The sequence below is a fragment of the Cupriavidus sp. 05L310 genome (assembly GCF_056398185.1).
Map to the genome: position 1 here is coordinate 112036 of NZ_JBFTOX010000002.1, position 25289 is coordinate 137324.

The following is a 25289-nucleotide window of genomic DNA, read 5'->3' on the forward strand; positions in this document are numbered from 1 at the left end:
CATGGAAAACGAACTCAAACTTGTGGGCGGGGCCATGGTCACGCTCTCGCTCGCCACCTCGGCCATGATCGTGGTGCCCTTCCTGCAACTCAAGGATGTGCCCGCGCCCGCTGCGCTGGCGCCCTATACCAGCGAGCAGTTGCGCGGCCGCGAGGTCTATCTCGCCAACGGCTGCATTGCCTGCCACACCCAGCAGCCCAGTTCCACCGGCGCCGGGCGCGCCGACGGGCAGCGCGGCTGGGGCCGCCCATCGGTGGCGGCCGACTATCACTACGACAGCCCGCCCTTGCTCGGCACCATGCGCACCGGCCCGGACCTGTTCAATATCGGCGTGCGCCAGCCCAGCGCCGACTGGCACCTCGGCCATCTTTACCAGCCGCGCGCCTACGTGGCGGACAGCATCATGCCGGGTTATCCGTTCCTGTTCGAGCTGAAGCCGGAAGGCGCGGTGAGCAAGAGCGACAAGGTTGTCGCGCTGCCCGGCGGCACGGTGCCGCCCGGCAAGGTGGTGGTGGCCACGCCCCAGGCGCTGGACCTGGTGGCCTACCTGATCGGCATGCGCCACACGTACCCTGTGGTGGACCAGTCCGCCGCGGCCGCCGTTCCCGCGCAAGCACCCGGCAGCGCCACGCTTGCCTCCCTTCCGGTCGCACCGTCCATCCCGCGCGGTGCGGCCGCTTCCACCCAATCCACTTCCAGCTCGCCGGCACCTTCCGCCGCCGGCGTGGCTCCGCTCCGATGAAACCACCCGCCCACAAGACAGAGAACGCCGATCCGCACGAGCAGCACAATCCGGTGCCCAAGGTAGTGCTGGCACTGGTGTGCGGCCTGCTGGTCTGGGCCGTCAGCTACATCGCCATCGAGCGGGCCGACGGCAGCGCCGCGCTGGGCGACCGGCGCGACGTCGCCGCGCTGGCGGCGCCGGCAGGGCAGGGCACCGTGGCCGACGGCAAGCAGTTGTTCGCGGCCAATTGCCAGGCTTGCCACCAGGCCAGCGGGCAAGGCATTCCCGGCGTGTTCCCGCCGCTGGCCGGCTCGCCCTGGGTCACGGGCGAGCCGGACCAGCTCGCGCAGATCTTGCTGCACGGCATGACCGGCCCGCTGGACGTGCTCGGTACCACCTATAACGGCGCCATGCCCGCCTTCGGCGAACAGTTCTCCGACGCGGAGATCGCGGCGCTGGCCACGCATATCCGCGGCCAGTGGGGCAACGGCGCCGCGCCGGTGGAGGCCGCGCAGGTAGCGGCGGCGCGCGCCGCTTCCACCGCGCAAAAGGAGCCCTGGCACGGCGGCGAGGCGCTGCAGGCATTCATCCGGGCGGGAGGTGCCGCCAAGCCATGACGCGCGCGTGGGGCAAGACGCTGCTGATGGTGGCGCTGGTGCTGGCGGCGGCCGGCGCGGCGGTGTTCGCCACCACGCGCGGCTTGCGCACGGTCAGCGCCGATGGCGCGCGCCGCCTTGATCTTGCCCGCGCACCGCGCGAGCTGCCGGCGCTGGTGCTGCTCGACCAGGCCGGCGCGCGCCACGCATTCGGCGGCCCGGCGGCGGCCAAGGGCGGCGCTCCGCTCACGCTGGTGACCTTCGTCTATACGCAGTGCACGGCGGTTTGCCGCACCAGTGCTTCGGGGCAGGCGTGGCTGCAGCAGCAATTGCGCGAGCGCCGCTTGCAGGACAGCGTGCGCTTGCTGACGCTGAGCTTCGACCCGGTGCATGACCAGCCCGCTGTGCTGCGCGCCTATGCACGCACCCTGCGTGCAGATCCGGCGCTCTGGACCTTTGCCACGGTGGCCGAACCCGCGCGCCTGCGCAGCCTGCTCGACGCCTTCGGCATCGTCGTGCTGCCCGATGGCCTGGGCGGCTACTCGCACAATGCCGCGCTGTTCCTGGTCGACGGGGACGGCCGGCTGGCTGCCGCCTACGATGTGGAGCGGCCGGACCTGGCGCTGGCCGACGTACTGCGGAGCCGGCTGTGAAGGCGCCGGCGCGCGGCTGGCTACCCTGCCTGCCCGGCGTGCTGCTGGCGCTGGCCGCGTTGTTCCGGCCGTGGCTTGAGGCCACCATGGCCAGGCATATGGGGCTGGAATTGCCCTTGCTCGCGCTGCTGGGCTGGTGGGCCGCGCGCTGCGCCGGCCGGCGGCTGGCGGATTGGCTGGCTCCATGGAATGCCGCCGGCCTGCCGGGCCTGCTGGCAGCGTGGTGCATCGCCAGCTACTGGATGCTGCCGGTGGCGCTTGACGAGGCCACGCTGTCGGCCCCGGCTGGCATGGCCAAGGTCGCGGGCATGGTGCTCGCGGGTTTGCTGGCGCGCGCTTCCTGGCAGGCTGCCGGCCCCGTGCTGCAGGGCTTCTTTGTCATCAACGGCGTGTGGATGATGCTGACTGCCGGCTTGCTGTACCAGGAGGCGGATGCGCAACTATGCAGCACCTACCTGATCGACGAGCAACTGGTTGCGGGCCGGGCGCTGGTGCTGTGGGCGCTGGCCTTGCTGGCGGTGTGGCTGTTCGCGATCGCCAGCCGGCTGGCGGTGGATCCCGAGCCAGCCGCATAGCCCGGCAACCGGCAACCGGCAACCGGGAAGCAGGCGGCGTTGTCTTGCGCTTTGGCATGGTGTAACGTTGCGGCATCCTTCGGCCCGCGGGCCAGGTATCCCATCTTCAACGGACCATCATGATCCACGCCGCGCACAACGCTTTTGCCGCCATCGCCACCCTTCCGGGTGCGGTCCGGCCGTGTGCCGCCGCTTTCGCTCCTCCTGTCACCTCGCCGCCGCGCGCGGGGGCTGGCCTTGCGCCGCCGCCCGTTGCCGTGCTGGGCTGATCCGCAGCCCTGTCTTTTCCGGCTTTTTCCGGTCTTATCCTGCTCCGGCCTTTTCCCTGACTGGCGCCAGGGCGCAATTCGCGCCTGCGTGACGCCGGGGCGCGCCGGAGCCGATCGATTTCCCGTGACAGGTGAATTTCATGGCTTTGAACAAAACCGCCCTGAGCGCGTATGGCTCGACCACGCTCTTCGTGCTGTTATGGAGCAGCGGCGCGATCTTCGCGCGCCTGGGGCTTGAATATGCTTCCGCTTTTGCCCTGCTGGTCGCGCGCTTCGCGCTTGCGCTGGCCGTTCTTCTGGTACTCGCGGCATGGCGCCGCCGCTGGTTGCCCGCGGCGGGCACGCGGCTGCAAGTGATAGCGGCGGGGCTGCTGCTGACCGGTGCGTACTCGATCTGCTACCTGCTGGCGCTGGCGCGCGGCATTACGCCTGGCGTGCTGGCAACGGTGCTGGGCGTGCAGCCGATCCTGACCCTGCTGCTGGTGGAGCGGCGCTTTTCAGCGCGCCGCCTGGCCGGCCTTGCCGTGGCGCTGGGCGGACTGGTGCTGGTGGTCTGGCAGGGCATCGGCATGGCGCGTTTTTCGGCGCCGGGCATGGGCTTCGCGCTGGCGGCACTGGCCTGCATGACGATCGGCGCCATCCTGCAGAAGACCATCCGGCAGGCGCCGCTCGACGTGCTGCCCTTGCAGTACTGCGCGGGGTTGGCGCTGTGCCTGTTGTTCGTGCCGTTCCAGCCGATGGACGTGATGCCGGCGGCCGGCTTTGTGTTGTCGCTCGCGTGGCTGGCGCTGGTGATTTCGGTAGGCGCCACGCTGCTGCTCTACAAGGTGATCCAGGCGGGCAGCCTGGTCAACGTCACCAGCCTGTTCTACCTGGTGCCGGCCGTGACCGCGCTGATGGATTACCTGTTCCTGGGTAATCGCCTTGCCGCGTTGAGCATGGGGGGCATGGTGGCGATCGTGCTCGGGCTGGTGCTGGTGTTCAGCGAACAAGCCGGCGAACAAGCGCGCGCCCGGTAACGAAACCGGCCCCGGCCGCAAACGCGCCTGAAGGCGCGCAGCGGGCCGGGGCCGGCTTTGCGAAGCGGGGCAGCGTATCAGGCGTGCGCCAGCATCGTCTCCGGGCGTTGCGTTGGCAAGACCAGCTCGGGCACGGCCTGGAACAGCGGTGCGGCGACGGTGCCCACCTCGAAACGCGCGGGCGCTTCGCGGGCCAGGCGGCGCAGCCGTTGCAGCCGGGCTTCCAGGCCAGCGTCGGGCTGTGTGTCGAGGCAGAGGGTGGACGGGCACGCCACACCGAGGATATCGAGCGCCTGCCTGAAGTTGGCGGGCGTCAGTCCCTCGGCGGGGTTCACCGCTACCGCGTGGGGACGCAGGTGCGCGTATTGCTCGCCTTGCATCGATGCGGTGTCGCAGGTCAGGATGGCGAAGGCCGGCGGTGCCGGGCGGTGCGCAAAGTAAGCCGCGATGCGCGCGGCGTGGCCGCCGGGCACATCGGGCGTCATGCCCTCGACCTGGAGATCCAGTTGCTGCAGGATGGCGGCGGGAACGCCGCGGCGCCATGCCTCGGAGATCACCACGCGGGCACCGGCCAGGCCGAACAGCCGCCGCACAAAACCGAGGGCGACGGGATCGAAGAAGCGGACGTCGCGCAGGGTACCCGTATCGGGGATTCCGCCCAGCCGAGCCTCGGAGCGGCTCGAATAGAGGACACCGGGGACGTCGAGCATGATGAGGCGTTCTGACATGATTTCCTTTGGTTGCAGCGCCTGGTTGGCACGTTTGAAGATTACGACGCAACCACGGAAATCTGGAGAGGCACGGAATGCCTAAGTTGCAACATATCTGTAACTTGAGATGCGACTTGGTAAAAATCAGCGATTCGCCCGACCGATATGTTTCGGCAAGAAACAACTTGGCGGGGCGATCCACTTCCGGCAGCCGGTTTTCACGAAGCCGCACACCTTGCGCTACAGCATGCCGGTGGCCGCGGACAGCCGCTCGACGCTCCAGCCCTTGCCCAGCAGGATCATGCGCGTGTGCAGGTCGTCGTGAACCTGGCTGCTGACCGTGCGCCCGAGATAGGTCAGGGTCTTGCAGCGCAAATCCACATAGCCCAGCTCATAGTGCCGGGACAGCGCGTGCCACAGCGCGTTGGCGCCGGGCGACTGCCGCGCGCCGCTCATCAGGCAGAGGCCCGCATCGAGTCCCCACCGGTAGATTGCGGTGGCCAGCCCGCGCCGCTGGTAGGCCGTCTCGTATTTGGAGTGCGGTGCGCGCAGGTGGGGATCGGCGCGCCGGCCTACCTCGATCAGCCGGTTGAAGACGGTGTAGCCGGCCAGCCGCTTGCGTGCGACGTCTTCCACATAGACGTAGTACTCGCCGTCGGCCTCGCGATAGCGGATCACGAGTCCGGGCGAGTCCGTGGCGACCGCCGGGATATCGTGCAGGCGGTCGCCCGGCCGGTGGAGGCGGCCGTAGATGGAGCCGAACTCCTGGTCGAGTTCGGCGGGACGGTGGCTGACATCGATGCGCAGTTCCAGCTTGCGCGCGAGCCACGGGAAGGTCATGACTGGGGCCATGATGGCCATGGCAATCTCCTCGCTGCCATGCGCCCCGGGCGGGGTGCATGGGGGTTCATCATCGGTCCAGGTAGCGCAGGCGCTAAACGGGCATGTGCTGAAAGCCCCGTGCCAGGGCAAACACCACGACCATGAAGAAGACCAGGATCAGCAAGACTTTGTAGAACATCGCTTTACCTCCGGGGAAAGGATCAAGGAAGGGATTCAGGCGGGACGCCGCGTCACGCAGGGCCGTGCGCGCGCGGCGGCATCTCAGCGCATGGCGGGTTCCTCCCACCAGCCGCTCACCAGACCCTCGGGCTTCGCCGCGGCAAGCACCTTCGCGCTCGCCGGCCAGGCATCGACCCTCACATCCAGTCCGGCGTACACGCCATAGCCCGCGCCCGCGCGGATTTCGTCCCGCGCCTGCAGGCCCTCGCCGGCCTTGATGGCGCATTCGGCGAGGATGGCCTCTTGCGCCTTGATGCCCCAGCCCGCTTCGAGATGCATCCCGGAGCGGATCGAGGCGCCGCACTCGATGCCGTGGCCGGCGCGAATGGTGTGGCGCGCATCGAGCGTGCCGCCGGCGCGAATGCTCTTGCCGCAATGGATGGCGGCCTGCGCAATCAGGTCGTGGCCAACCAGCGCGCAGCCGGACAGCGAGATCTTGCCGCCGCAAAGCACATCCCAGCCCGCCTTCAGGTTGCCGCCGCCAGTGATGGCGTCGAGCACGTCGATGCCCCATGCGGCCTTGATATCGCCGGCGGTTTCCAGCACGCCGCCGCAATGGATGCCACCCGCGGCCACGATGTCCGCGCCGGCCACGATGGCGCGGCCCGCGCGGATGCCGCCGCCGGCCTGGATGGCACCGCCTGCCCTGACCGTGGTCTCCACGTCGATGCCGCCGCGCACCAGCAGCGAGCCGGCAAAGACCACGGCCTCTGCGTCGATGGCATCCACGGCCAGTACGGCATCGGTGGGGCCGAACTGCGTCAGCAGCCAGCAGGCGTCGTCGACGCGGCCGGCTTCGACGAGGGCGTCGAGCAGGCGCTGGTAGTCGCTGCCGTCCTGGCGGTTACGGACGAACCAGCGGTAGCCATCGGCGCAGGGGCGCTTGGCTTTGACAAAATTCTTCGTGAGCTCCATGGCGATATGGGCGTGCGTGATGAATGCCGCGGACGTGCCGCGGCAGTGGAATGGCGTGCAAGGCCATGACGGGGCAACGGCTTTGCCGGTGCCCCGTGCTCAATCAGAGATTGATGAGAAGGTAGACGGCGACGACGGTGCCTATCGCACAAAGGGTCTTGTGATAGATCGAAGACGAAGACATTGGCTTTCTCCCAGGTTGCACGTTGGACAAGGGGCGCGATGGCGCCCTCAGGCAAAGTGCCGTGCGGGGAAAGTCAGGACCGGGCTGGTGAGTCCTGGTTTCCCCGCACGGCCAAGAGAAGCACGGCGGCGAAACCATGGAAGTAGGCCGCGGCCGTTGTGGCGCGGCACGAGCGCACGCCGCCCCGTGCCGAGCACGCACGCAGGGCCGCGGCATGCATGGCATGCCGGCGGATTGCGTTGAGGTGCGGGACGAGGAGCATGTGGTCTCGGATGAAGGGTAGGAAATTCTGCCAGGAGCGCTGCGTGTTTACAGGCAGCAACATCTCTTATGCCATATCGGGACGGCCTTGTCCAGCCAGCCGCCCTGCGCATCGCTTCCGGACCGGCGCCTGCCGCCTAGAATGAATGCTCCCCGAACTCACGGGAGATCTCATGCATCTCGAAGGTTCCTGTCATTGCGGCGCGGTCAGCTTCAGCCTGGAGTCGGACTCGCCCTATCCCTTCATGCACTGTCACTGTTCGATCTGCCGCAAGACGGCTGGCAGCGGCGGCTATGCCATCAATCTGGGCGGCGACGCGAGCACCCTGAAGGTTCGCGGCAAGAAGCATATCGGTATCTATCACGCCGTGATGCGCGAGCCGGGCCAGCGTGCGCAGCGCTCGCAGGCGGGGCGGCATTTTTGCCTGAAATGCGGCAGCGCACTATGGCTGTGGGATCCGCGCTGGCCGGAACTTGTGCATCCGCACGCGTCGGCGATCGACACGCCGCTGCCCAGGCCGCCGGAGGTGGTGGAAGCCGCGCTGGACTATGCCGCGCCCTGGGTCGATGTGCCCAAGGGGAGGGGCCACGTGCATTGCGGTACCTGGCCTGCCGAGTCGCTGGCGGAGTGGCACCGGCGCAAGGGGCTGCAAGGCTAGACGGGCGCTTGACCGGGCGGCTGTCAGCCGCGCGCCAGCATGATTGCGGCGGTGGCGATCAGGCACACGGCGAACAGCGCGCGCAGCCGCCGTTCCGGCATGCGGTGGGCCAGCGCCACGCCCCACGAGATGGTCAGCATGCCGCCGAGGGAGAGCGGCATGCCGCTGGCCCAGTCGACATGGCCGGCGTGGGCGTAGGTGGCCAGTGCCACCACCGCGCCGGGCGTGACCAGCGCCAGCGCAAGGCCTTGCGCCGCCGCCTGCCGGTAGCCGAACAGTCCCACCAGGGCAGGTGCGGCCACCACGCCGCCGCCGACACTGAAGAACCCGGAAAATGCGCCGCCCACCGCGCCGAGCGCCGGAATCCAGCGCGGTGACAGGCGGCTTTGCTGCACCGTGGCAGCGCGCCCCGGCAGCAGGCGCCACAGGAAATAAAGCGCCAGCCCGATCATGAAGCAGGCAAATATGCGGCGCAGCAGCACGGCATCGATGGCGGTGGCGAGGCGCGCGGAGGCATAAGTGGCCACGACCGCCGACAGCCCGAGTACGGCCGCCGTGCGCAGGGCGATGTCCGCGCGCCGGCGGTATTGCCAGAAGCCGATCACCACATTGGGCGCGATCATGACCAGCGCGGTGCCCTGCGCCAGTTGCTGGTCCATGCCGTAGAGCAGCCCCAGCGCAGGAATGGCGATCAGGCCGCCGCCGATGCCGAATAGCCCGCCGACGGCGCCCAGCAAGCCACCGAGGCCAAAGATCAGTGCGGAAGACAGCAGGGAATGGTCAGGCATGAGGATGGAAAGCTGGGGGGGCGCAAAGAGCGTGCACTGCATGGGGGCGTGATAACGTCCGCCGGGCCGCCGGAACAGGGAAAAGAGCAGCGGAAAGCGCGCAATGATACGTGGGTTTGGCGAGCGTCGGCGGTGTGGCTGGATTTGTGCTCTATACGACGGCTTTGTCAGGGTTTTCCCTCGAAATTGCCATGTTCCGGTGCTTTCGTCAGTTTTATTTGCTTCCGTGAAAGCCGTTTGTAATGCAGTTCAGTTTGAATGCGCTCGGAAGATCTTTTGCCACCGCCGGATACCGGCAAGAACGCGGCCGGTTCCACGGAGATACGTGAATATTCGCTATCTCGGTGCACCGATTGGCGGGCATGGTCGTTTACCGCACACTAAAGTCGAACCGAGCCAGATTGATCGTGTCTTTTTCCATTCCTCGTTTCCTGCTGATCAGCCTCTTCAGTGCCGCAGCGGGCGCTGCCATGGCCGGCTCGGATGTGCCGCAAAGTGCGCCCCTGCCAATGGATGGCCCCTGCGTTGCGCCGCCGTCCAAGGCAGCGCTGACCATTGCCCAGGTGCGCCTGGATGCGATGCGCTGCAACCGCGACATCATCGCGGCGCGGCGCGGCGAGGAGGCCAGCCAGGCCGATATCCAGATTGCCTCGCAGCGGCCGAACCCGGTGCTCAGCCTGGGTGTGGCCAATATCAACCCCCACCTCGGCGTCGGCGCGGGCAGCCCGCGCAGCAAGACGGTCGATTCGACCCTGCGCGTGGACCAGACCATCGAGACGGCCAACAAGGGCGGATTGCGCGCGGATACCGCGCGCGCCAACAACCGCGCTGCCGGCGAAGTGCTGCAGGCCGTGATCACCCAGCAAACCAGCGCTGTCGAGCAGGCATTCTATGAAGCGCTGGTGAGCCAGGAACGCGTCGCCGTACTCACCGAGACCCTGGCCCTCTATGGCCGCACCCAGCAAGCCAATGAGTCGCGGCTGAAGGCGGGCGACGTCTCGCGCGCGGATGTCAGCAAGCTGCAGCTTGATGTGATGCGCGCCCAGACCGACATGCGCAGCGCCATGGCCGACCATGCGAGCGACAAGGCTGCGCTGGCGCAGGCGATCGGCGTGCCCGGCACGCTGGCCAGCAACCGCCTGGTGGCCGATTGGCCTGCCCTCGATGTGCCGGTGCCGGAACCCGATGCCGATACCGTGCAGCGCCGCCCCGACGTGACCGCGGCCGAGGCCCGCCTGGCCGCCGCCGCCAGCGCGCGCGATCTGGCCCGCGCCGGCCGCGTGCCCGACGTTACCGTTGGCGCGCAGGCTGAGCACTACCCCACCTCGCCCTCCAACCAGACCGGCAGCGGTAACAGCTTCGGCGTGTTCGTGTCGATCCCGCTCTACGTGCGCCACAGCTTTGGCGGTGAAGCCCGCCGCGCGGAGGTGGATTACTACGCCGCGCTGGACGATCGCAACCGCGTGCTGCTCGAAGCGCAGAACGAACTGGAGCGCTCGCGAAACCAGCTCGAAGCCGCGCGCCTGTCGCTCAAGCAGATGATGGAAGGCGTCGTCCCGACCGCGGAAAGCGTTGCCGGCAGTGCCGAGTTCGCTTACTCCAAGGGCGCCAGCAGCGTGCTCGACCTGCTCGATTCGCGCCGGGCGCTGCGCCAGACGCGCCTGGATGCCGTCACCGCCCAAGGCGAATTCGCCAAATCCCTGGCGGCTTATCGCGCCGCCCTGCAGTCCTCACCCAATTCCCAGGTTCGTACCGATGTGCCGCGTCCTTAATTCCGTGTCTGTTCCGATGTCCGCTTCGATGTCCGCCTCGATGACCGCTACGCCTGCCTCGATGTCCCCCGCCCGTGCCACGGCCCGCCACGGCGTTGCCGCGCGGCTGGCCGCGTTTTCGCTGGTTGCCCTGGCACTGGCCGCCTGCGGCAAGCAGGAAGCCCCGCCCCCCAACGACGAGCCCAAGGTCAGCGGCAATACGATTGAATTCCCCGCCACGGTCAGGACGCTGCCCGGCATTACGGGCCAGGCCGTCAAGAGCGGCGGCGAGCGCATGCTGAGCCTGCCCGGCCGCCTGGTGTGGAACGAGGACCGCACCGTGCGCGTGACGACGCCGTTTGCCGGCCGCGTGACCGAGGTACTGGTGCAGCCGGGAAGCAATGTGAAGGCCGGGCAGTCGCTGGCCACGCTGACTTCGACCGACTTCGGCATCGCCCAGGCCGATGCCCGCAAGGCCGCCGCCGATTCCGCCTACGCCGGCAAGGCGCTGGCGCGCCAGCGCGAGTTGTACAACGCCGGCATCGTGGCGCAGAAGGAACTGGAGCAGACCCAGGCCGACGCCGCCCGTGCCAGCGCTGACCTGCAGCGCACCCAGGCAGCGCTGCGCCAGTACGGCGCCGCTGCGCAGGGCGAGGGCGCGAGCAACCGCTTTGCCTTGCGCACGCCCATCGATGGCCTGCTGGTCGAGCGCAATATCAATGTCGGCATGGAACTGCGTCCCGACCAGCAGCCCACCGCGCCGCTGTTCCTGGTGACCGATCCCAGCGAGCTGTGGGCGCAGGTCGATGCCGCCGAGTCCGACCTGGCGCTGTTCAAGCCCGGCGTGACCGTGCAGCTCGTCTCCAGCGCTTACCCCGGCGAGACCTTCGCCGGCAAGGTGATCAAGGTGGCCGACTACGTCGACCCCGCCGCGCGCAGCATCAAGGTGCGACTGTCAGTGCCCAACCAGGACCGCCGCCTGAAGGCCGAGATGTTCGTCACCGCCAAGCTGCAGGCTGCCTCGTTCCAGGGCATCAGCGTGCCGTCGAAGGCCGTGTTCCTGGCCGACAACCGCAGCTACGTGTTCGTGCGCACCGCGCAGAACCATTTCGAGCGCCGTCTCGTCAAGCTGGGCGTGTCGTTGCCTGGCATCACCGAAGTGGTCGAAGGCCTCAAGGATGGCGACATGGTGGTGATCGAAGGCAACCTGTACCTGCAGGACATCTTGCGCGACGCCACCGCGGTCAACGCGGCCCGCGCCAGCGAAGCCAGCAGCGCCAGCGCGAAGCAGTGAGGAAGACCGCCACATGATTTCGCGTATCGTCCATTTCGCGCTGCACCAGAAGCTGTTCGTCTGGCTCGGCCTTGCCATCTTCATCGGGGGTGGCCTGGCGGCCTTCAAGAACCTGCCGATCGAAGCCTTCCCGGATGTCTCCGACATCCAGGTCAACGTCATCACGCTGTACCCGGGCCGTGCCGCCGAGGAAGTCGAACGCCAGGTCACGATCCCGATCGAAACCGCGCTGGCCGGCACGCCGAATTCCGTGCGGGTGTTTTCGCACACCCAGTTCGGCCTGTCCTTCCTGATGGTCACCTTCAACGACAAGGCCACCGACGTGGTGGCCCGCCAGCAGGTGATCGAGCGCCTGCGCGGGGTCGACCTGCCAGACGGCGTGCAGCCCGACCTGGCGCCGCTGTCCACCGCCATCGGCGAAATCTTCCGTTTCCGCCTGACCGGCAAGGGCTACACCGCGCAGGAACTGCGCACGCTGCAGGACTGGGTGGTGGAGAAAAATCTGCGCCAGGTTCCCGGCGTGGCGGATCTGGTGACCATTGGCGGCACCATCAAGCAGTACGAGGTGAACCCCAACCTGGCGAGGATGCGCGACGCGAAGATCTCGCTGTCGCAGCTCTTCACCGCCCTGCAGCGCGCCAACTCCAACGCCGGCGGCGGCGCCGTCGCGCACGGCCGACAGCAGTACCTGCTGCGCTCGCTGGGCAGCTTCTACACCTCGGCCGATATTGCCAACGTGGTGGTGTCGGAAGTGAACGGCACGCCGATCCTGGTCAAGGACATCGCCGATGTGCGCATCGGCTCCGCGCCGCCCCAGGGCCTGATGGGCCAGGACGACGAAGATGACATCGTCTCGGGCATCGTGGTGATGCGCAAGGGCGAGAACCCCTCGCTGGTGCTGGAAGCGCTCAAAAAGAAGATCGACCTGCTCGACAGCACGATCCTGCCCAAGGGCGTGAAGATCGTGCCCTACTACGACCGCTCCACGCTGATCGACAAGACCTTGCACACCGTGTTCGGCAACCTGGTCGAAGGCGCGCTGCTGGTGATGGCGGTGCTGTACCTGTTCCTGGCCAATGTGCGCGCCGCGGCCATCGTGGCAATCGTGATCCCGCTGGCGATGCTGTCCACCTTCATCGGCCTGACCTGGGTGGGCATCCCGGCCAACCTGCTTTCGCTCGGCGCGATGGACTTCGGTATCATCGTCGACGGCGCGGTGATCGTGGTGGAGAACATCTTCAAGCGGCTGGGCGAGTTGAAGGAAGCGCAGATCAAGGACAGCCGCGCGCGCCTGCACGCGATCCTGCAAGCCACCACCGAAGTGGGCCGCCCGACAGTGTTCTCGATGATCATCATCATCGCCGCGCACATCCCGATCTTTACCCTGCAGCGCCACGAGGGCAAGATCTTCGCGCCCATGGCCTACACCGTCACGGGGGCGCTGGTCGGCTCGCTGATCATCTCGCTGACGCTGGTGCCGCTGCTGTGCCACCTGCTGCTCACGAAGAACATCGCCCACGAAGACAACTTCATGGTGCGCCACAGCAAGCGTCTCTACGAGCCGATGCTGGCCTGGGCGCTGGACCACAAGCGCACCGTGGTGGGCGTTGCCCTGGGTTTGCTGGTGGCTACCGTCGGCGTGGGCAAGTTCCTCGGCAGCGAGTTCCTGCCCGAGTTGGACGAAGGCTCGATGTGGGTCAGCTTCGACCTGCCGGCTTCGGTTTCGACCAACGAAGCGCGCGAACAGGCCAAGCGGTTGCGCGGCGTCATTCGCCAGACGCCCGAGGTGAATACCACCATCTCCAAGGTGGGCCGCCCCGACGATGGCACCGATCCCAAGCTGATCAACACCGTTGAAATCCTGGTCGACCTGAAGAACGACAAGCAATGGCGCGCGGGCTACGACAAGCGCAAGATCATCAACGAGATCAACCACAATCTGCGCCAGCTGCCCGGCATCGAGCCCAATTTCTCGCAGCCGGTGCGCGACAACATTCTTGAGAGCATCTCCCAGATCAAGGGCCAGATCGTGATCAAGGTGCAGAGCGACAGCCTGCAGCAGAACAAGCGCGTGGCCGACCAGATCCTCGCCAATGTGCAGTCGGTCAAGGGTGTGATGCGCGCCTTTATCGACCGTGACGGCGAGCTGCCGCAGTACGTGCTGGACTTCGACCGCGCCCAGGCCGCGCGCTACGGCATCAACGTGGCCGACGTGCAGGACCTGATGGAAACCGCGCTGGCCGGCAAGGCAGCCACCGAGCTGTGGGAAGGCGAGAAGCACTTCAGCGTGGCGGTGCGCCTCAAGCCGAACGAGCGCGAGCTGCCCAACCTGCCGAATATCTTCATGCAGACCGCCGACGGCGCGCAGGTGCCGCTGTCGCAGCTGGTGCACTTCCGTGCCGCTTCCGGCGCGATGAACATCAGCCGCGAGAACGGCCAGCGCACCACCTCCATCGGCATCTTCATCCACGACCGCGACATGGGCAGCGTGGTGAAGGACATGCAGGCGCTGGTGGCCAAGAACGTCAAGGCCGACGACGTCAAGATCAGCTGGTCCGGCGAGTTCGAAAACCAGGAACGCGCCATGGCGCGCCTGTCGATCGTGGTGCCGCTGTCGGTGCTGGTGATCTTCCTGCTGCTGTTCAACGCCTTCAAGTCGTTCAAGAGCGCCACGCTGATCATCTCGAACATCCCGTTCGCGCTGATCGGCGGCGTGTTCGCACTGTTCCTCACCGGCATTCCGCTGTCGGTGTCGGCGGCGATCGGCTTTATCGCGCTGTTCGGCCAGGCCGTGCTCAACGGCGTGGTGATGGTGACCTACTTCAACCAGTTGCGCGACGAAGGCATGCCGGTGCGCCAGGCCGTGCTGACCGGTTCGATGGACCGCCTGCGCACGGTGCTGATGACCGCGTTGCTGGCCATGCTGGGCTTGTTCCCGATGGCCATCTCGCGCGCCATCGGCTCGGAAACCCAGCGCCCGCTCGCCATCGTCATCATCGGCGGGCTGATCACCGCCACCATGCTGACGCTGATCGTGCTGCCCACGCTGTATGAGTGGATGGTGGGACGCACCTGGCCGGATGAAGAAAACGGCAACGGGAGCGATAACCGGCTGTCGGATTCGATGCCGGCCTGATCGACGGGCGGCTCCGGCCGCCCGCGGCCTCGAAAAACCCGTCACCCTGGTGGCGGGTTTTTTTATCGGCTTTCGCTCGGCCGATGCTGCCCGCGAAACGCTCCGCAAGCCGCTCGCGCGGTGAAGGCGTTCAATGGCCAGCCGGGCCGGTGTTGGCGCGGAGCGTTCAATCAGATGGCGAGACAGGCGCTTGCTGCCATTACAGGTTGCGCATCGCGCGGCTGCAAATGCGGCGGGTGGCGGCCGCCGGTTCGCCTTGCTGCCAGTGCAGGCACAGTGCGCGGACCCAGTCTGGACTATCCTTGGCAGCGTCGTTGAGCCAGTTGGCCACCGAGTCCTGTACATAGGCCGAGGTGTCGGCCTTCAACGGTTCCAGGAGCGGCAGGGCTTGCGCCGGATTCTTCTTCAGCGCGGCGATGTGCGCGCACCACACGCCGCGCGGGCGCAACGCTTCGCTGGCAAAACGGCGCAGCCTTTCCGACGGTGCGGCGGTCCAGGCGGCCAGCAGGGCGATGCTGGCATCGAGGTCGGCGGCGAGATGCGGCCGCATGGCCATCCAGGCCCATTCGCGCACGCCGAAATGCGGGTCGTCGGCCAGCGGCCGGATGGCCGCGAGCCGCTGGCTCAGGTCCGGTCCCGGCTGCATGCCGGCCATGAAGCAGGCCCAGCCGCGCACGGTGTCCGATGGATGCGCCTGGCAGCGTGCGATGCCCACGGGGCCAAGCTCTTCGAACAAAACGGTGCCGATGCTGGCCATGCGCTTGAGGATGCCAAGCTGGCAGGCGGCTTCGGCCTGCCGGATGGCGGGTGGCGAGAGCTCTGGAAGCACGGCTCGCAACAGCGTGGCCTGATTCAACGCCAGGCATTCGGCCAGCGTGGCGCTTTGCAGTTCGCCACGCTCCAGCGCGGCCAGGATGTCGGGTGGAATGTCCGCCGCCCGGCCGGCGCCCTTGCGTGTTGTCGGTTGCGTCATGCAGGATCCCCCGGCATGGCGCTGCGGCTGGCAATGCCCGCGGAGACCTTGTTCAGCAGCCCGGCGAGCAGCTTGCGCTCCTGTGCGGACAAGTCGCCAAACAGGCTGGCGATCCAGCGGCCGTGTTCGTCGAACACCTTCCTCGCGACTTGCTTGCCCCTGGGGGTCAGCCGGATGGTCAGCGCGCGCCTGTCCATGCTGTCGGCGTGGCGTTCGATCAGCGCCTCGCGCTCCAGCCCATCGAGCAGGCCGGTGATGGTGGCGCGAGTCACGCCAGCCTGCCCGGCGAGCGCGTTGGGCGCCAGTCCGTCCTTGGCCGCGTCCAGCAAGAACAACAGCACGAAACGGCCTTCGGACAGCCCATGCGGTGCCAGCAGCGCCGCGCAGTCGCGGTCGATCGCGGACGCCAGCGACAGTGCCTGGAAGCACAGCCGGATGCTGTCCAGATCGGGTAGTTGGCGTCGTCTGGCCGCGTCCAGCAGGGCCAGGTATTTCTGTTCGAGCGTATTCATAGTGGCGCCATATTATATGGCGCCTAACTAAGTGGCAAGTGCTCTTGCCTTGGCTGCCATCCGGTCGACCAGCAGCACAATGCCGGCGCCGATCACCGTGGCCGCCACGCGGTCCATCAGCATTCCGCCATCGGCGGGCCGGCTTGCCCCCATGATCATGACCATCAGCGGGGTCATCGCGGCCGAATAGACGAGGTAGTTGCGCAGCCGCAGCAACGGCCGGATGCCCGCCAGCCATCCAGCGTTGAAAGCGACGACCCGGGAAGGGAGCTGATGGCCCAGCAGCAGGGCCGCGCCGATCACGCCGAGGATGGTTCCGGCCACGCGCTGCGTCATCTTGACGGAGAAAAACCAGCAAGTTGGCCTGATCGTGCGCGGCGTCCTGGCGCTCGGCCGCCGGTTGCGCGCGGAGCGCCCGGACGGATCGGCAAGCCTCGCGGCAATCAGCCTGCCGAGTACGCTGAAACGGACGGGCTCGATCCCCGCGTCGCGCCTGGCCGCTGAAGAGCGCCTTGCGCCCCAGTCCCTCACCCGGCTGATCGCCGAGCTGGAACAGGCGGGCTGGATCCGGCGCGAGAGGAATGAAGCCGACCGGAGGGAAATCCTGATCTCGCTGACGCCCAAGGGCGGCGATGTGCTGGCCAACGATATGCACGCCCGCACCGTGTGGCTGGAGGAGGCCCTGGCCGCCGCGCTGGATGACGGCGAGCGTGATGCACTGGGCAAGGCGGCGCACGCCATGCTCAAGCTGGCCGCGCATGATGCCACGGCGCCAGCCCCGGATGTGGGGGAGGAGCGGGGCGGTTCCTGAGCGGCCGGGCAGCCAGCGAGGCGCGCAGGGTGGCTTCGCCGCGTGCTACTCGCCGGACCTGCGCGCCATGAAGTGCCGGGGCGCCTTGCCCAGCGCGCGCCGGAACATGGTGGAGAACGCACCGGCATTGGCATAGCCGGTCTCGGATGCCACATGCGCCAGCGGCTTGCCCCGGCTCATCAGGTCGACGGCGTGCGCAAGCCGCAGCTGCTGGCGCCACGCGGCAAAGCTGGTGCGCAGCTCGGTGCGGAACAGGCGCGCCAGGGTACGTTCGCTGGCGCCCGTCAGTTCTGCCCATTGCGCCAGGCTCAATGCCGAACCGGGCTGCTCCATCAGGGCGTCGCACAGTGCCTTGAGGCGGCGGTCGGTCGGCAGCGCCAGCCCCGGCCAGAGGGTGGGGGCGGCACGCAGTTCCTCGATCAGCAGGGCGGCGCTCAGATGGCGCCGCCGCTCGGACAGGCTGGCGGCTTCGGTCAGGGCCATCATCAGGTGGCGCATCAGTGGCGACACTTCCAGGACTGAGCACGTGGCGAGCGACAGCGGCGACGCTGCCGGCAGCACATAGCAAGCGTGGAGCGCGGCCTCGCCCAGCGTGACCACTTCATGTTCCACGTCCGGCGGTATCCATACCGCGCGCATGGTCGGCACCACCCAGGTGGTCCCGGCCGCGGTCACGCGCATGCTGCCGCGTAGGGGACAGGAGACCTGCCCCCACGAATGCCGGTGGCGGCGAATGATCGCGTTGGGTGGTGGCAGGCGCAGGTGCACGATGACCGGCTGCCCGGCGGTGGGCTCTGTCAGCGGGACAGGCTGGTAGGTGGTGCGTGGCATCCGGTGTTGCTCCTTGTCGCCGCCGATGTCCGCATTGGCCGCGCTTCGCGGCGGTGGCTGAAATTCGTAAGAAATTGCCCGAGAAGTGTAACTCAGCCACTTCGTGCCGCCCTACGATGGCGCTCATCGCATCGGCACCACGGAGTTCCTTAGCATGAGCAATAGCAGCCGGCCTGGCTTGTCGCCCCCCGCCACTCTTCCCGCCAGTCTCGCCGGGCAGGCGGCTTCCGCGCCAAAGGCGGGCGCCGGTACCGCGCCGGCCGGCAAGCTATCGGACAGCGTGCGCGCCGCCACGGTCATTGCCCTGTGCGTGGCGGCGGTGTGGCTAGCGGGACGCGCCACCGGCGCACCCGACGGGCTCGTGCTGGCGGCCGCGCTGGTGCTGTCGACGGTGTGCTGCTGGGCGCTTGGCGTGTTGCCGGAGCCGGCCACCACCCTGCTGTTCTTCCTGTGCGCCATCCTGCTGCATGTGGCGCCGGCTTCCGTCGTGTTCTCGGGCTTCGCCTCCACCGCGTGGTGGCTGATGTTCGGCGGCGCCGTAACCGGGGTGGCCTTGCGCCAGACCGGGCTGGCGCAGCGGCTGGCGGCTATTATTTTCCGCGGCCGGGTGGGCAGCTACCGGCAGGTGATCGGCACCGTGGCGCTGAGCGCGGTGGGGCTGGCATTCCTGATGCCTTCGACCACCGGGCGTGTCCTGCTTCTGATGCCGATCGTGCTGGCGCTGGCTGACCGGCTCGGCTTCGCGCCGGGCTCCAACGGCCGCATCGGCATGGTGCTGACCGTGGCGGCGGCCAGTTATATGCCGCCCACCACCATCCTGCCGGCCAATATCCCGAATAGCGTGCTGCTCGGCGCGGCGAGTTCGCTGTATGGCGTCAACCTAAGCTACGGCAGCTACCTGTTGCTGCATTTTCCCATCCTTGGCGTGCTGAAGACCTTCATGCTGGTCTGGCTGGTATGCCGGATGTTTCCGGAGCACGGGCCGATCGCGGCACTGCCCCACCAGGAAGCGGGCGCGCCGAGCCGCCAGGAAAAGCTGCTGGCGGCGATCCTGGCGCTGGCCGTGGCGGGGTTTGCCACGGATACCCTGCACGGCATCTCGCCTGCCTGGATCTCGCTGGCTGCATGCATCGTCTGCCTGCTGCCTGGCGTGGGCCTGGTGTCCTCGCGCATGCTGGCCGAGCAGGTGCATCTCACGCCCCTCATCTATGTAGCAGGCTTCCTTGGCCTGGGCGCCGTGGTGGAGTCGACCGGGCTGGGGACGGCCATCAGCGCGGCGCTGCTGCGCTGGCTGCCGCTCTCGCCGGGACATACCGCTGCCAACGTGGCCGCGCTGGGCGCGGTCGGGGCGAGCCTGGGCCTGATGACGACGCTGCCCGGCTTGCCGGCGGTGCTGACGCCGCTGGCCAGGCAACTGGCGCAGGCCACGGGTTTGTCTCTTGAAGCAGTGCTGATGCTGCAGGTACCGGTGTTTTCGACGGTGTTTTTCCCCTACCAGTCGCCGCCCATCGTGATTGCGATGCAGCTCGGCGGGGTAGGGCTGCGCGAGGGCACCCGGCTGTGCCTGGCACTGGCCGCGCTGACCTTGCTGGTGCTGTTGCCGCTGGACTATTTCTGGTGGCGGGTGCTGGGCTACCTGCCGTGAGCGCCGCCAGCAAGCTTGTGCCCTCTGAGACATGATTCCGCCCTTCGACATCTGGTTAACCCGGATCGCCGGGCAAGCCGGGATTCGGGCCTTTGCCCACGGGGGCCGGCCGCGCGTCGGCCTGTCCGTAGCCGCTCGCTCGTAATTCGCCGCGGAACGCCGGCCGGTGCGCCGAACGCCCGACCTATGCCATTCCCCAGGGCATGGCCGGCCGGCGTCGGCTGGTTTTTTTTGCTCTCTGCCGGTAATGACTTGTGTTCATGTCAACCGGAAGTATTACTATTCGTTACGAAGTATTACGAGGCGATACGTTTACCCGGAGGCTCTGCCAGGCCGCCGGCCATGCCTCGTGATCCGGGCCCGGCAGGGCCGCAGCTTGCCGCCTGGCAAGCGCGGACGTGTCGATCGCAAGGGCAGCGCACCACAAGACCGGGCACCGGCTTTGCTGCATTGGGTAACAGGAGAGCGTCAAGTCGTGCAAGGACCAATCTCGAGCCTTCAATGGCTATCGGGGCTTAGTGCCAAGGGATTCTTTCTGGATCTCGGACCTTTTTTCTATTTTCGTTATCTGGGGGCTCTCGCCGCGCTGTCGGCTTTCTGCCACCCGCCGGGCGGCAGAAAGTGGTGGCTCAGGCGTATCAAGCTGATTGGAAGCTCGGCATTCCGCCATAAGGCGGTACGCAGCTGGCTACAAGCGGTGAGTTCCTGCGCGCTGATGCAGCGCGTCGCCCTCGCCAGGCCCGCACTGCTGGAGCGTCCATATCGTCCGCTCGGCGCATATGGGCTGCGTTTCCGCGAGCGCATGCGTATCGTGCTGGAGCACTACCGGATTTTGAATACGCTGGTGCCATTGGCGCTTAACGAGCGGATCTACCTGGGCGGCGGCCTCGAATGCGCGGTGGGCGAAGGGCGGTACGCACTGCACCTGGCCGACTCCGGGCCCAATCCCAAGGAAGGCGAACTGGCTTTCTACTGGCGCGATACGGCCACTGGCGTCTGCCTGAGCCAGCTTAGTTTCTATCTGGTGCAAGGCAAGACCGGGCCGGAGATCTTCGTGGGCGGGCTGCAAGGGCCCATGGGCGAAAACAGCCGCGACCTGATCCGCGAAGCGACCAAGGCCTGCGAAGGCCTGCGTCCCAAGGATGTGGTGATGGAGGCCCTGCTCGCCTTTGCCGCCGCGCTGGACGTGCAACGCATCGTGGGCGTTTGCAGGAACAACCATGTGGGGCGCCAGCGCCATACCCCACGCGAGATCCTCTGCGACTACGAAGGGTTCTGGATGGAGTCGGGCGGCGAGCCGCTGGCTTGCGGCAATGTCGCGATGCCGGTCAGCCAGCCGCGCCGCGATGTGATGGAGCTGCCGTCCAAGAAGCGCTCGGCCTACAGGCGCAAGCTGGCACAGGTTGAGTCCATCCAGGCGACGGTGCGCGACTGGCTCGCGGCGCCCGGCGCGGTACCGGCCATGACGCCGGCGCCGGTCCTGACGCAAGTCATTGCGCCGGCAGGCCCCGAGGCGCTCGCGGCGTAAAAGAGGGTGGCGGCAGGCCCGCCGGGGATGCAAACCAGAAAAATGCAGGCAGCGCGGGATTTCGTCCCGCGCTTTTTTTTCGTCCGCCTTGCAGTAAACCCCAGTAGTCTAGGTTTATAGACCTTATTAAAGTAGGTCGCTTCCATATAGCGGCGGCGCGCTGGCGCCACGGCCGCCGTCACCGCAGATGCCGCAGATGCCGCAGATGCCGCAGATGCCGAACCCAGCTTTCACCGCCTTGCCTGTCAACAGCGATCTCCTTTCCCGCAGCCGTCAGCCGGTCTACCTGCAGCTTGCCACTATCTTCCGCCGCCATATCGAAAGCGGCGAATGGCGCCAGGGCGCGCGCATTCCGTCGCTTGAGCAACTCTGCCGCGAGTTTGGCGTGGCGCGCATGACCATGCACCACGCACTCTCGCTGCTGGACGAGGAAGGCCTTCTGACCCGCGAGCGCGGGCGTGGCACCTTCGTCAAGGCAAGCTGCCGTGAGCGCCGCGCGCTGAAGCTGCCAGTCAGCTGGGACCAGGTGGTTGCGGTTGGCGAGCAGCTCGATACCGAAGCGCTGTCGGAATCCGTCGGCACCGTGCCGTTGCCGGAAGACCTCGGCATGCCCTGCCGCGCGGCGCGTGCGCCGGGCTATCACTTCCTGCGCCGGCTGCACCGGATCGAGCAGCGCCCCTTTGCGCTGGGCGAGGTTTTCATCGAAGCCAGCGTGTTCGCGCGTAACCCCGAAGCCTTCCGCCACGGCCCATCGGTGCCGGTGCTCGACCGTTTCCCGCAGCTGAAGGTCACTGCCGCCAGGCAGCGCCTGTCAATCATCGCGGCGGGCGCGGAATCGGCCGCCCGGCTGGCCTTGCCGGTTGGCGCGCCGGTGGCCGAGCTGCGGCGCTACGCCTGCGTCGACAGCGTGATCGTCTACTACGCGCGCATCGAATTCCCGAGCGAGTTCGTGTGCCTGGATTTCGACCTGCTTGCGCCGGGCGCGCAATGCTGATGCCAACTCAATTACCTGCCAACTGGAAATCAACAAGATGCAGACTACCGACCGCAACCAAGGGAACCATGCCCGCCAGGCAGACAACGGGCAGGGCGAGATGAACGGCGCCGAGAGCCTGGTCAGGACGCTGCTGGCCTGCGGCGTGGACACCTGCTTTGCCAATCCAGGCACCAGCGAGATGCATTTCGTCGCCGCGCTCGACCGGATTCCCGGCATGCGTTGTGTGCTGGGCCTGTTCGAAGGCGTGGTGACGGGCGCGGCCGACGGCTACGCCCGCATGGCGGACAAGCCGGCCGCCACGCTGCTGCATTGCGGCCCGGGCCTGGCCAATGGCCTGGCCAACCTGCACAACGCGCGCCGCGCGCAGACGCCGGTGATCAATATCGTTGGCGACCAGGCCACCTACCATCGCCCGCTCGACGCGCCGCTGACCGCCGACACCGAAGGCTGGGCGCGTCCCGTCTCGGTCTGGACCCGTACTGCCACGCATGCCGCTTCGGTAGGTGCGGATGCCGCCACTGCGGTACAGGCCGCATGCGCCGCGCCGGGCGGGGTGGCCAGCCTGATCCTGCCGTCCGACGTCTGCTGGGATGCCGGCGGCAAGGTGGCCGCGCCGCTGGCGCCGATTCCCCTGCCCAAGGTCTCCCCGGATGCCATCGGGCAAGCCGCGCGCGTGTTGCGCTCGGGCCAGCCCACGCTGATCGTGCTGGCCGGCACCGCGCTGCGCGAAGCCGCGCTGGCCGACGCGCACCGCATTGCCGCCGCCACCGACGCCCGCCTGATCACGCCGATGTCCAACGCGCGCGTGACGCGCGGCCGCGGCCGCTTCAATGTGGACCGGGTGCCGTACTCCGGCGACGCATCGCTCGCCAAGCTGGCCGGCATCCGCAATGTGATCCTGGTAGGCGCGCCGCCGCCGGTTACCTTCTTCGCTTACCCGGGCAAGTCGCCGCGGCCCTACCCGGAAGATGCGGAAATCCATGTGCTGGCGCGTCCGGAACAAGACCTGGCGGAAGCGCTCGCGCGCCTTGCCGACGAACTGGGTGCGCCGGCGGTTTCGCTGCCGGCCTCCGTGTCCTCGCACGAGATCGCCAAGGGCGCGGTGACTTCCGAAGCCGTGGCGCAGACATTGACTGCGTTGTTGCCCGAGCAAGCCATCGTGGTGGAAGAGAGCGTCAGCTTTGGGCGTGCTTTCTATCCGGGCACCGTGCATGCCGCGCCCCATGACTGGTTGCAGCTCACCGGCGGTGCGATCGGCGATGGCCTGCCGTTGGCCACCGGTGCCGCGGTGGCGGCGCCCGGACGCCGGGTGGTTGCGTTGCAGGCTGACGGTTCCGGCATGTATACGCTGCAATCGCTGTGGACCATGGCGCGCGAGAAGCTCGACGTTACCGTGGTGATCCTGGCTAACCGGAAGTATGCGATTTTGCTGGGGGAGCTGGCCGGGGTCGGGGCTAGTCCGGGGAAGACTGCGCTCGATATGCTGGATATCGGGAATCCGGATCTGAACTGGGTGCAGTTGGCTAATGGGATGGGGGTGGAGGCTGCGCGGGCTGAGGATATGGGGCGGTTTGCGGAGTTGTTTAGTATGGCGAATGCGCGGTCGGGGCCGTTTTTGATTGAGTTGGTGATTTGAGGGTTTGAAATTCAAATTCAACTGATTAAGTTCAAAGGCTTAAAGGCTTAAAGGCTTAAAGGCTTAAAGGCTTAAAGTCAAAGGCAGTTTCACCTCCCCTTCGGGGAGGCGACCTACTTTCTTGTCTTGCCAAGAAAGTAGGCAAAGAAGCGCGCCGGATGGGGCGACCCCCCCTCGTCGGCAGACAAAAAGAGCGGCCGGGACCCAAACTCGCATCGCCTTAAGGCGATACTCAAACATGGGTCCCTCTTTTCCGCTCTTTTTGCCTGCCGACGAGGCGCCCCATACGGCCTGGACACCTTGACGGCTCGCTTCGCATCGCGTTGGGGTGTGGCCCGCCCTTGGGGGCGCTCCACACGGCTACACCGACTTGTGACCTGGCTTCCTCGCCTTTATTCGCGCCCGTTGGGTCCTGTTTCCCGTTGCGGGGATGAGGGGGGCTTGCGAGGCTTTGATGCGTTTTTCTGCCGGAGACGTGATTGCCGCAGGGCCGGACGGATAATCGTTGCGCCGTTTGGCCTGCATTTTTTTCTGGGCAGTTGAACTGGATTTTTTAATGAAATCCAGTTCAATTCCTCATGCTGTCATTACTTCTCCATATCGCTGCACGTGGTAATCACTGTCTCCCAGCAGCGGATCGATCATCGTCAATCGCTTGAAGTAATCCCCTACCTCCAGCTCATCCGTCATCCCCATGCCGCCGTGTAGCTGCACCGCTTGCTGGCCGACAATTCTCCCGGCCTTGGCCACAGTTACCTTCGCGGCGCTCAGCATTCGCCGCCGTTGCGCGGGGTCGCTTTCGTCCAGCGCTTGCGCTGCCACATACGCCATCGACAGCGCCAGTTCTTTCTGTACCAGCATGTCGGCCATCCGGTGCTGCAGGGCCTGGAACGCCGCCAGCGGTTTGCCGAACTGCTGCCGCGTGCGCAGGTATTCGCCGGTGATTTCGATCAGTTTTTCCATCGCGCCGGCGGCTTCCGCGCAGAGCGCGGCAATGCCGTGGTCGATGCCGTGGAGCAGGGCGGCCAGGCCGTCGGCCGCGTCTCCTACCAGCGCGGTGGCGTCTACCGCGACGTTCTGCAAGGCAAGGTCGGCGGCGCGCAGGCCGTCCATGGTGGGGTAGCCGCGCACCGTGAGTCCGGTGGCGTCGCGCGGGACCAGGAACAGCGCCAGTTCGTTGCTGCCGGCGATGCGCGCGGTGAGCAGGAAGGCGTCGGCGGCTTCGCCGTGCCAGGCCAGGCTCTTGTTGCCGTTGAGTACATAGCCGTCGCCCTTGCGCTCGGCGCCGGCGCGCGCGGTCTCGGGGCGGTAGCGGGTGGTGGGCTCCAGGTAGGCGAGGGTGACGACGCGTTCGCCGGTGGCGATCGCGGGCAGCCATTCGTCTTTCTGGGCTTGGCTGCCGTAGGCGTTCAGCACGGCGGCGGACATCACGGCAGTGGGCGTGACTGGTTCCAGCACCAGGCCGCGCCCGAGTTCGCGCTGCACCACGAGCTGGCTTGCGGCGCTTTCGCCAAAGCCGCCGTACTCGCCGGGCACGGTCAGGCCCAGCACACCCATCTCGGCAAGCTGTGCCCAGGTGGCGCGGTCGAAGCTGCCGCCGCCGCGGGCGTTCTTGCGGCGTTTGTCGAAGGTGTATTCGGTGTCGATGAAGCGGCGCAGGCTGTCCGCCAGCATCTGCTGCTCTTCGCTGTAGTTAAAGTCCATGGCTGTGCCTGTTCCTTGAATCCCGGGTTTTGCGGAGTCTCTGACGTCTTCCGTGG

Annotated in this window: 23 protein-coding genes; 14 read left to right on the top strand and 9 right to left on the bottom strand. The window is 67.1% G+C overall.

From position 1 onward, the window contains the following. Position 1 precedes the first annotated feature (1 nt). The 5 genes from AC1DS6_RS01815 to AC1DS6_RS01835 all read left to right on the top strand — a co-directional run bounded on the left by AC1DS6_RS01815 (position 2) and on the right by AC1DS6_RS01835 (position 3836). Positions 2 to 742, top strand: coding sequence for a cbb3-type cytochrome c oxidase subunit II (locus tag AC1DS6_RS01815; protein WP_477101823.1), 741 nt, complete (start codon positions 2 to 4; stop codon positions 740 to 742). Next, entirely contained in the window at positions 739 to 1341 is a 603-nt protein-coding gene (locus tag AC1DS6_RS01820) for a c-type cytochrome (RefSeq protein WP_441637439.1), read from the top strand. The genes AC1DS6_RS01815 and AC1DS6_RS01820 overlap by 4 nt, the downstream gene beginning before the upstream one ends. Then, positions 1338 to 1973, top strand: a complete 636-nt coding sequence (locus tag AC1DS6_RS01825) for an SCO family protein (RefSeq protein WP_477101824.1) — start codon at positions 1338 to 1340, stop codon at positions 1971 to 1973. The genes AC1DS6_RS01820 and AC1DS6_RS01825 overlap by 4 nt, the downstream gene beginning before the upstream one ends. Then, positions 1970 to 2548 carry a hypothetical protein gene (locus AC1DS6_RS01830; RefSeq protein ID WP_441637230.1) on the top strand — a complete coding sequence of 193 codons (579 nt, stop codon included), beginning with the start codon at positions 1970 to 1972 and terminating at the stop codon, positions 2546 to 2548. The genes AC1DS6_RS01825 and AC1DS6_RS01830 overlap by 4 nt, the downstream gene beginning before the upstream one ends. Positions 2549 to 2957: 409 nt before the next feature. Further along, complete coding sequence (locus AC1DS6_RS01835; protein WP_477101825.1) at positions 2958 to 3836, top strand: DMT family transporter; 879 nt, start codon at positions 2958 to 2960, stop codon at positions 3834 to 3836. 77 nt (positions 3837 to 3913) lie between these two features. Here the strand turns inward: AC1DS6_RS01835 and AC1DS6_RS01840 are convergent, their stop codons facing one another. The 3 genes from AC1DS6_RS01840 to AC1DS6_RS01850 form a co-directional block, all read right to left on the bottom strand. Beyond that, complete coding sequence (locus AC1DS6_RS01840) at positions 3914 to 4564, bottom strand: HAD domain-containing protein (protein WP_441637226.1); 651 nt, start codon at positions 4562 to 4564, stop codon at positions 3914 to 3916. Between the two features lie 222 nt (positions 4565 to 4786). Then, complete coding sequence (locus AC1DS6_RS01845; RefSeq protein ID WP_477101826.1) at positions 4787 to 5407, bottom strand: N-acetyltransferase; 621 nt, start codon at positions 5405 to 5407, stop codon at positions 4787 to 4789. 243 nt (positions 5408 to 5650) lie between these two features. After that, positions 5651 to 6523: a hypothetical protein gene (locus AC1DS6_RS01850; RefSeq protein ID WP_441637222.1), complete on the bottom strand. Its 873-nt coding sequence runs from the start codon at positions 6521 to 6523 to the stop codon at positions 5651 to 5653. Between the two features lie 618 nt (positions 6524 to 7141). Here AC1DS6_RS01850 and AC1DS6_RS01855 point away from each other — a divergent pair. Beyond that, positions 7142 to 7627, top strand: coding sequence for a GFA family protein (locus tag AC1DS6_RS01855; protein ID WP_477101827.1), 486 nt, complete (start codon positions 7142 to 7144; stop codon positions 7625 to 7627). 23 nt (positions 7628 to 7650) lie between these two features. On the opposite strand, the gene AC1DS6_RS01860 is transcribed toward AC1DS6_RS01855, so the two are convergent. After that, entirely contained in the window at positions 7651 to 8415 is a 765-nt protein-coding gene (locus AC1DS6_RS01860; protein WP_441637219.1) for a sulfite exporter TauE/SafE family protein, read from the bottom strand. 509 nt (positions 8416 to 8924) lie between these two features. On the opposite strand from AC1DS6_RS01860, the gene AC1DS6_RS01865 reads away from it, so the two are divergent. From AC1DS6_RS01865 to AC1DS6_RS01875, 3 genes are all read left to right on the top strand, one after another. Further along, a complete protein-coding gene (locus AC1DS6_RS01865; RefSeq protein ID WP_477101876.1) occupies positions 8925 to 10187 on the top strand; it encodes a TolC family protein in 1263 nt (420 codons plus the stop codon). A gap of 61 nt (positions 10188 to 10248) precedes the next feature. Then, positions 10249 to 11460: an efflux RND transporter periplasmic adaptor subunit gene (locus tag AC1DS6_RS01870; RefSeq protein WP_441630954.1), complete on the top strand. Its 1212-nt coding sequence runs from the start codon at positions 10249 to 10251 to the stop codon at positions 11458 to 11460. A gap of 13 nt (positions 11461 to 11473) precedes the next feature. Beyond that, a complete protein-coding gene (locus AC1DS6_RS01875) occupies positions 11474 to 14596 on the top strand; it encodes an efflux RND transporter permease subunit (RefSeq protein WP_035870375.1) in 3123 nt (1040 codons plus the stop codon). Positions 14597 to 14795: 199 nt separating this feature from the next. Here the strand turns inward: AC1DS6_RS01875 and AC1DS6_RS01880 are convergent, their stop codons facing one another. The 3 genes from AC1DS6_RS01880 to AC1DS6_RS01890 are packed head-to-tail and all read right to left on the bottom strand — an operon-like array spanning position 14796 to position 16417. After that, positions 14796 to 15569, bottom strand: a complete 774-nt coding sequence (locus AC1DS6_RS01880) for a DNA alkylation repair protein (RefSeq protein ID WP_477101828.1) — start codon at positions 15567 to 15569, stop codon at positions 14796 to 14798. Beyond that, positions 15566 to 16081, bottom strand: coding sequence for a MarR family winged helix-turn-helix transcriptional regulator (locus tag AC1DS6_RS01885; RefSeq protein ID WP_477101829.1), 516 nt, complete (start codon positions 16079 to 16081; stop codon positions 15566 to 15568). Before AC1DS6_RS01885 ends, AC1DS6_RS01880 begins: the two co-directional genes overlap by 4 nt. Positions 16082 to 16108: 27 nt before the next feature. Continuing rightward, on the bottom strand, positions 16109 to 16417 hold the full coding sequence (locus tag AC1DS6_RS01890; RefSeq protein WP_477101830.1) for an FUSC family protein: 309 nt from the start codon (positions 16415 to 16417) through the stop codon (positions 16109 to 16111). A 1-nt stretch (position 16418) separates the two neighbouring features. Between AC1DS6_RS01890 and AC1DS6_RS01895 the strand changes: the two genes are divergently transcribed. Beyond that, on the top strand, positions 16419 to 16892 hold the full coding sequence (locus tag AC1DS6_RS01895; RefSeq protein ID WP_477101831.1) for a MarR family winged helix-turn-helix transcriptional regulator: 474 nt from the start codon (positions 16419 to 16421) through the stop codon (positions 16890 to 16892). 45 nt (positions 16893 to 16937) lie between these two features. On the opposite strand, the gene AC1DS6_RS01900 is transcribed toward AC1DS6_RS01895, so the two are convergent. Beyond that, a complete protein-coding gene (locus tag AC1DS6_RS01900; RefSeq protein WP_477101832.1) occupies positions 16938 to 17723 on the bottom strand; it encodes an AraC family transcriptional regulator in 786 nt (261 codons plus the stop codon). A gap of 154 nt (positions 17724 to 17877) precedes the next feature. On the opposite strand from AC1DS6_RS01900, the gene AC1DS6_RS01905 reads away from it, so the two are divergent. The 4 genes from AC1DS6_RS01905 to AC1DS6_RS01920 all read left to right on the top strand — a co-directional run bounded on the left by AC1DS6_RS01905 (position 17878) and on the right by AC1DS6_RS01920 (position 23529). Continuing rightward, a complete protein-coding gene (locus tag AC1DS6_RS01905) occupies positions 17878 to 19368 on the top strand; it encodes an SLC13 family permease (RefSeq protein WP_477101833.1) in 1491 nt (496 codons plus the stop codon). Positions 19369 to 19843: 475 nt separating this feature from the next. Further along, positions 19844 to 20896, top strand: a complete 1053-nt coding sequence (locus AC1DS6_RS01910) for a DUF535 family protein (protein WP_477101834.1) — start codon at positions 19844 to 19846, stop codon at positions 20894 to 20896. Positions 20897 to 21110: 214 nt separating this feature from the next. Beyond that, entirely contained in the window at positions 21111 to 21890 is a 780-nt protein-coding gene (locus tag AC1DS6_RS01915; protein ID WP_441630907.1) for a GntR family transcriptional regulator, read from the top strand. A 100-nt stretch (positions 21891 to 21990) separates the two neighbouring features. Next, positions 21991 to 23529, top strand: coding sequence for an acetolactate synthase large subunit (locus AC1DS6_RS01920; protein WP_441630958.1), 1539 nt, complete (start codon positions 21991 to 21993; stop codon positions 23527 to 23529). A gap of 576 nt (positions 23530 to 24105) precedes the next feature. On the opposite strand, the gene AC1DS6_RS01925 is transcribed toward AC1DS6_RS01920, so the two are convergent. Then, positions 24106 to 25233, bottom strand: coding sequence for an acyl-CoA dehydrogenase family protein (locus tag AC1DS6_RS01925; protein WP_441630909.1), 1128 nt, complete (start codon positions 25231 to 25233; stop codon positions 24106 to 24108). Positions 25234 to 25289: the final 56 nt, after the last annotated feature.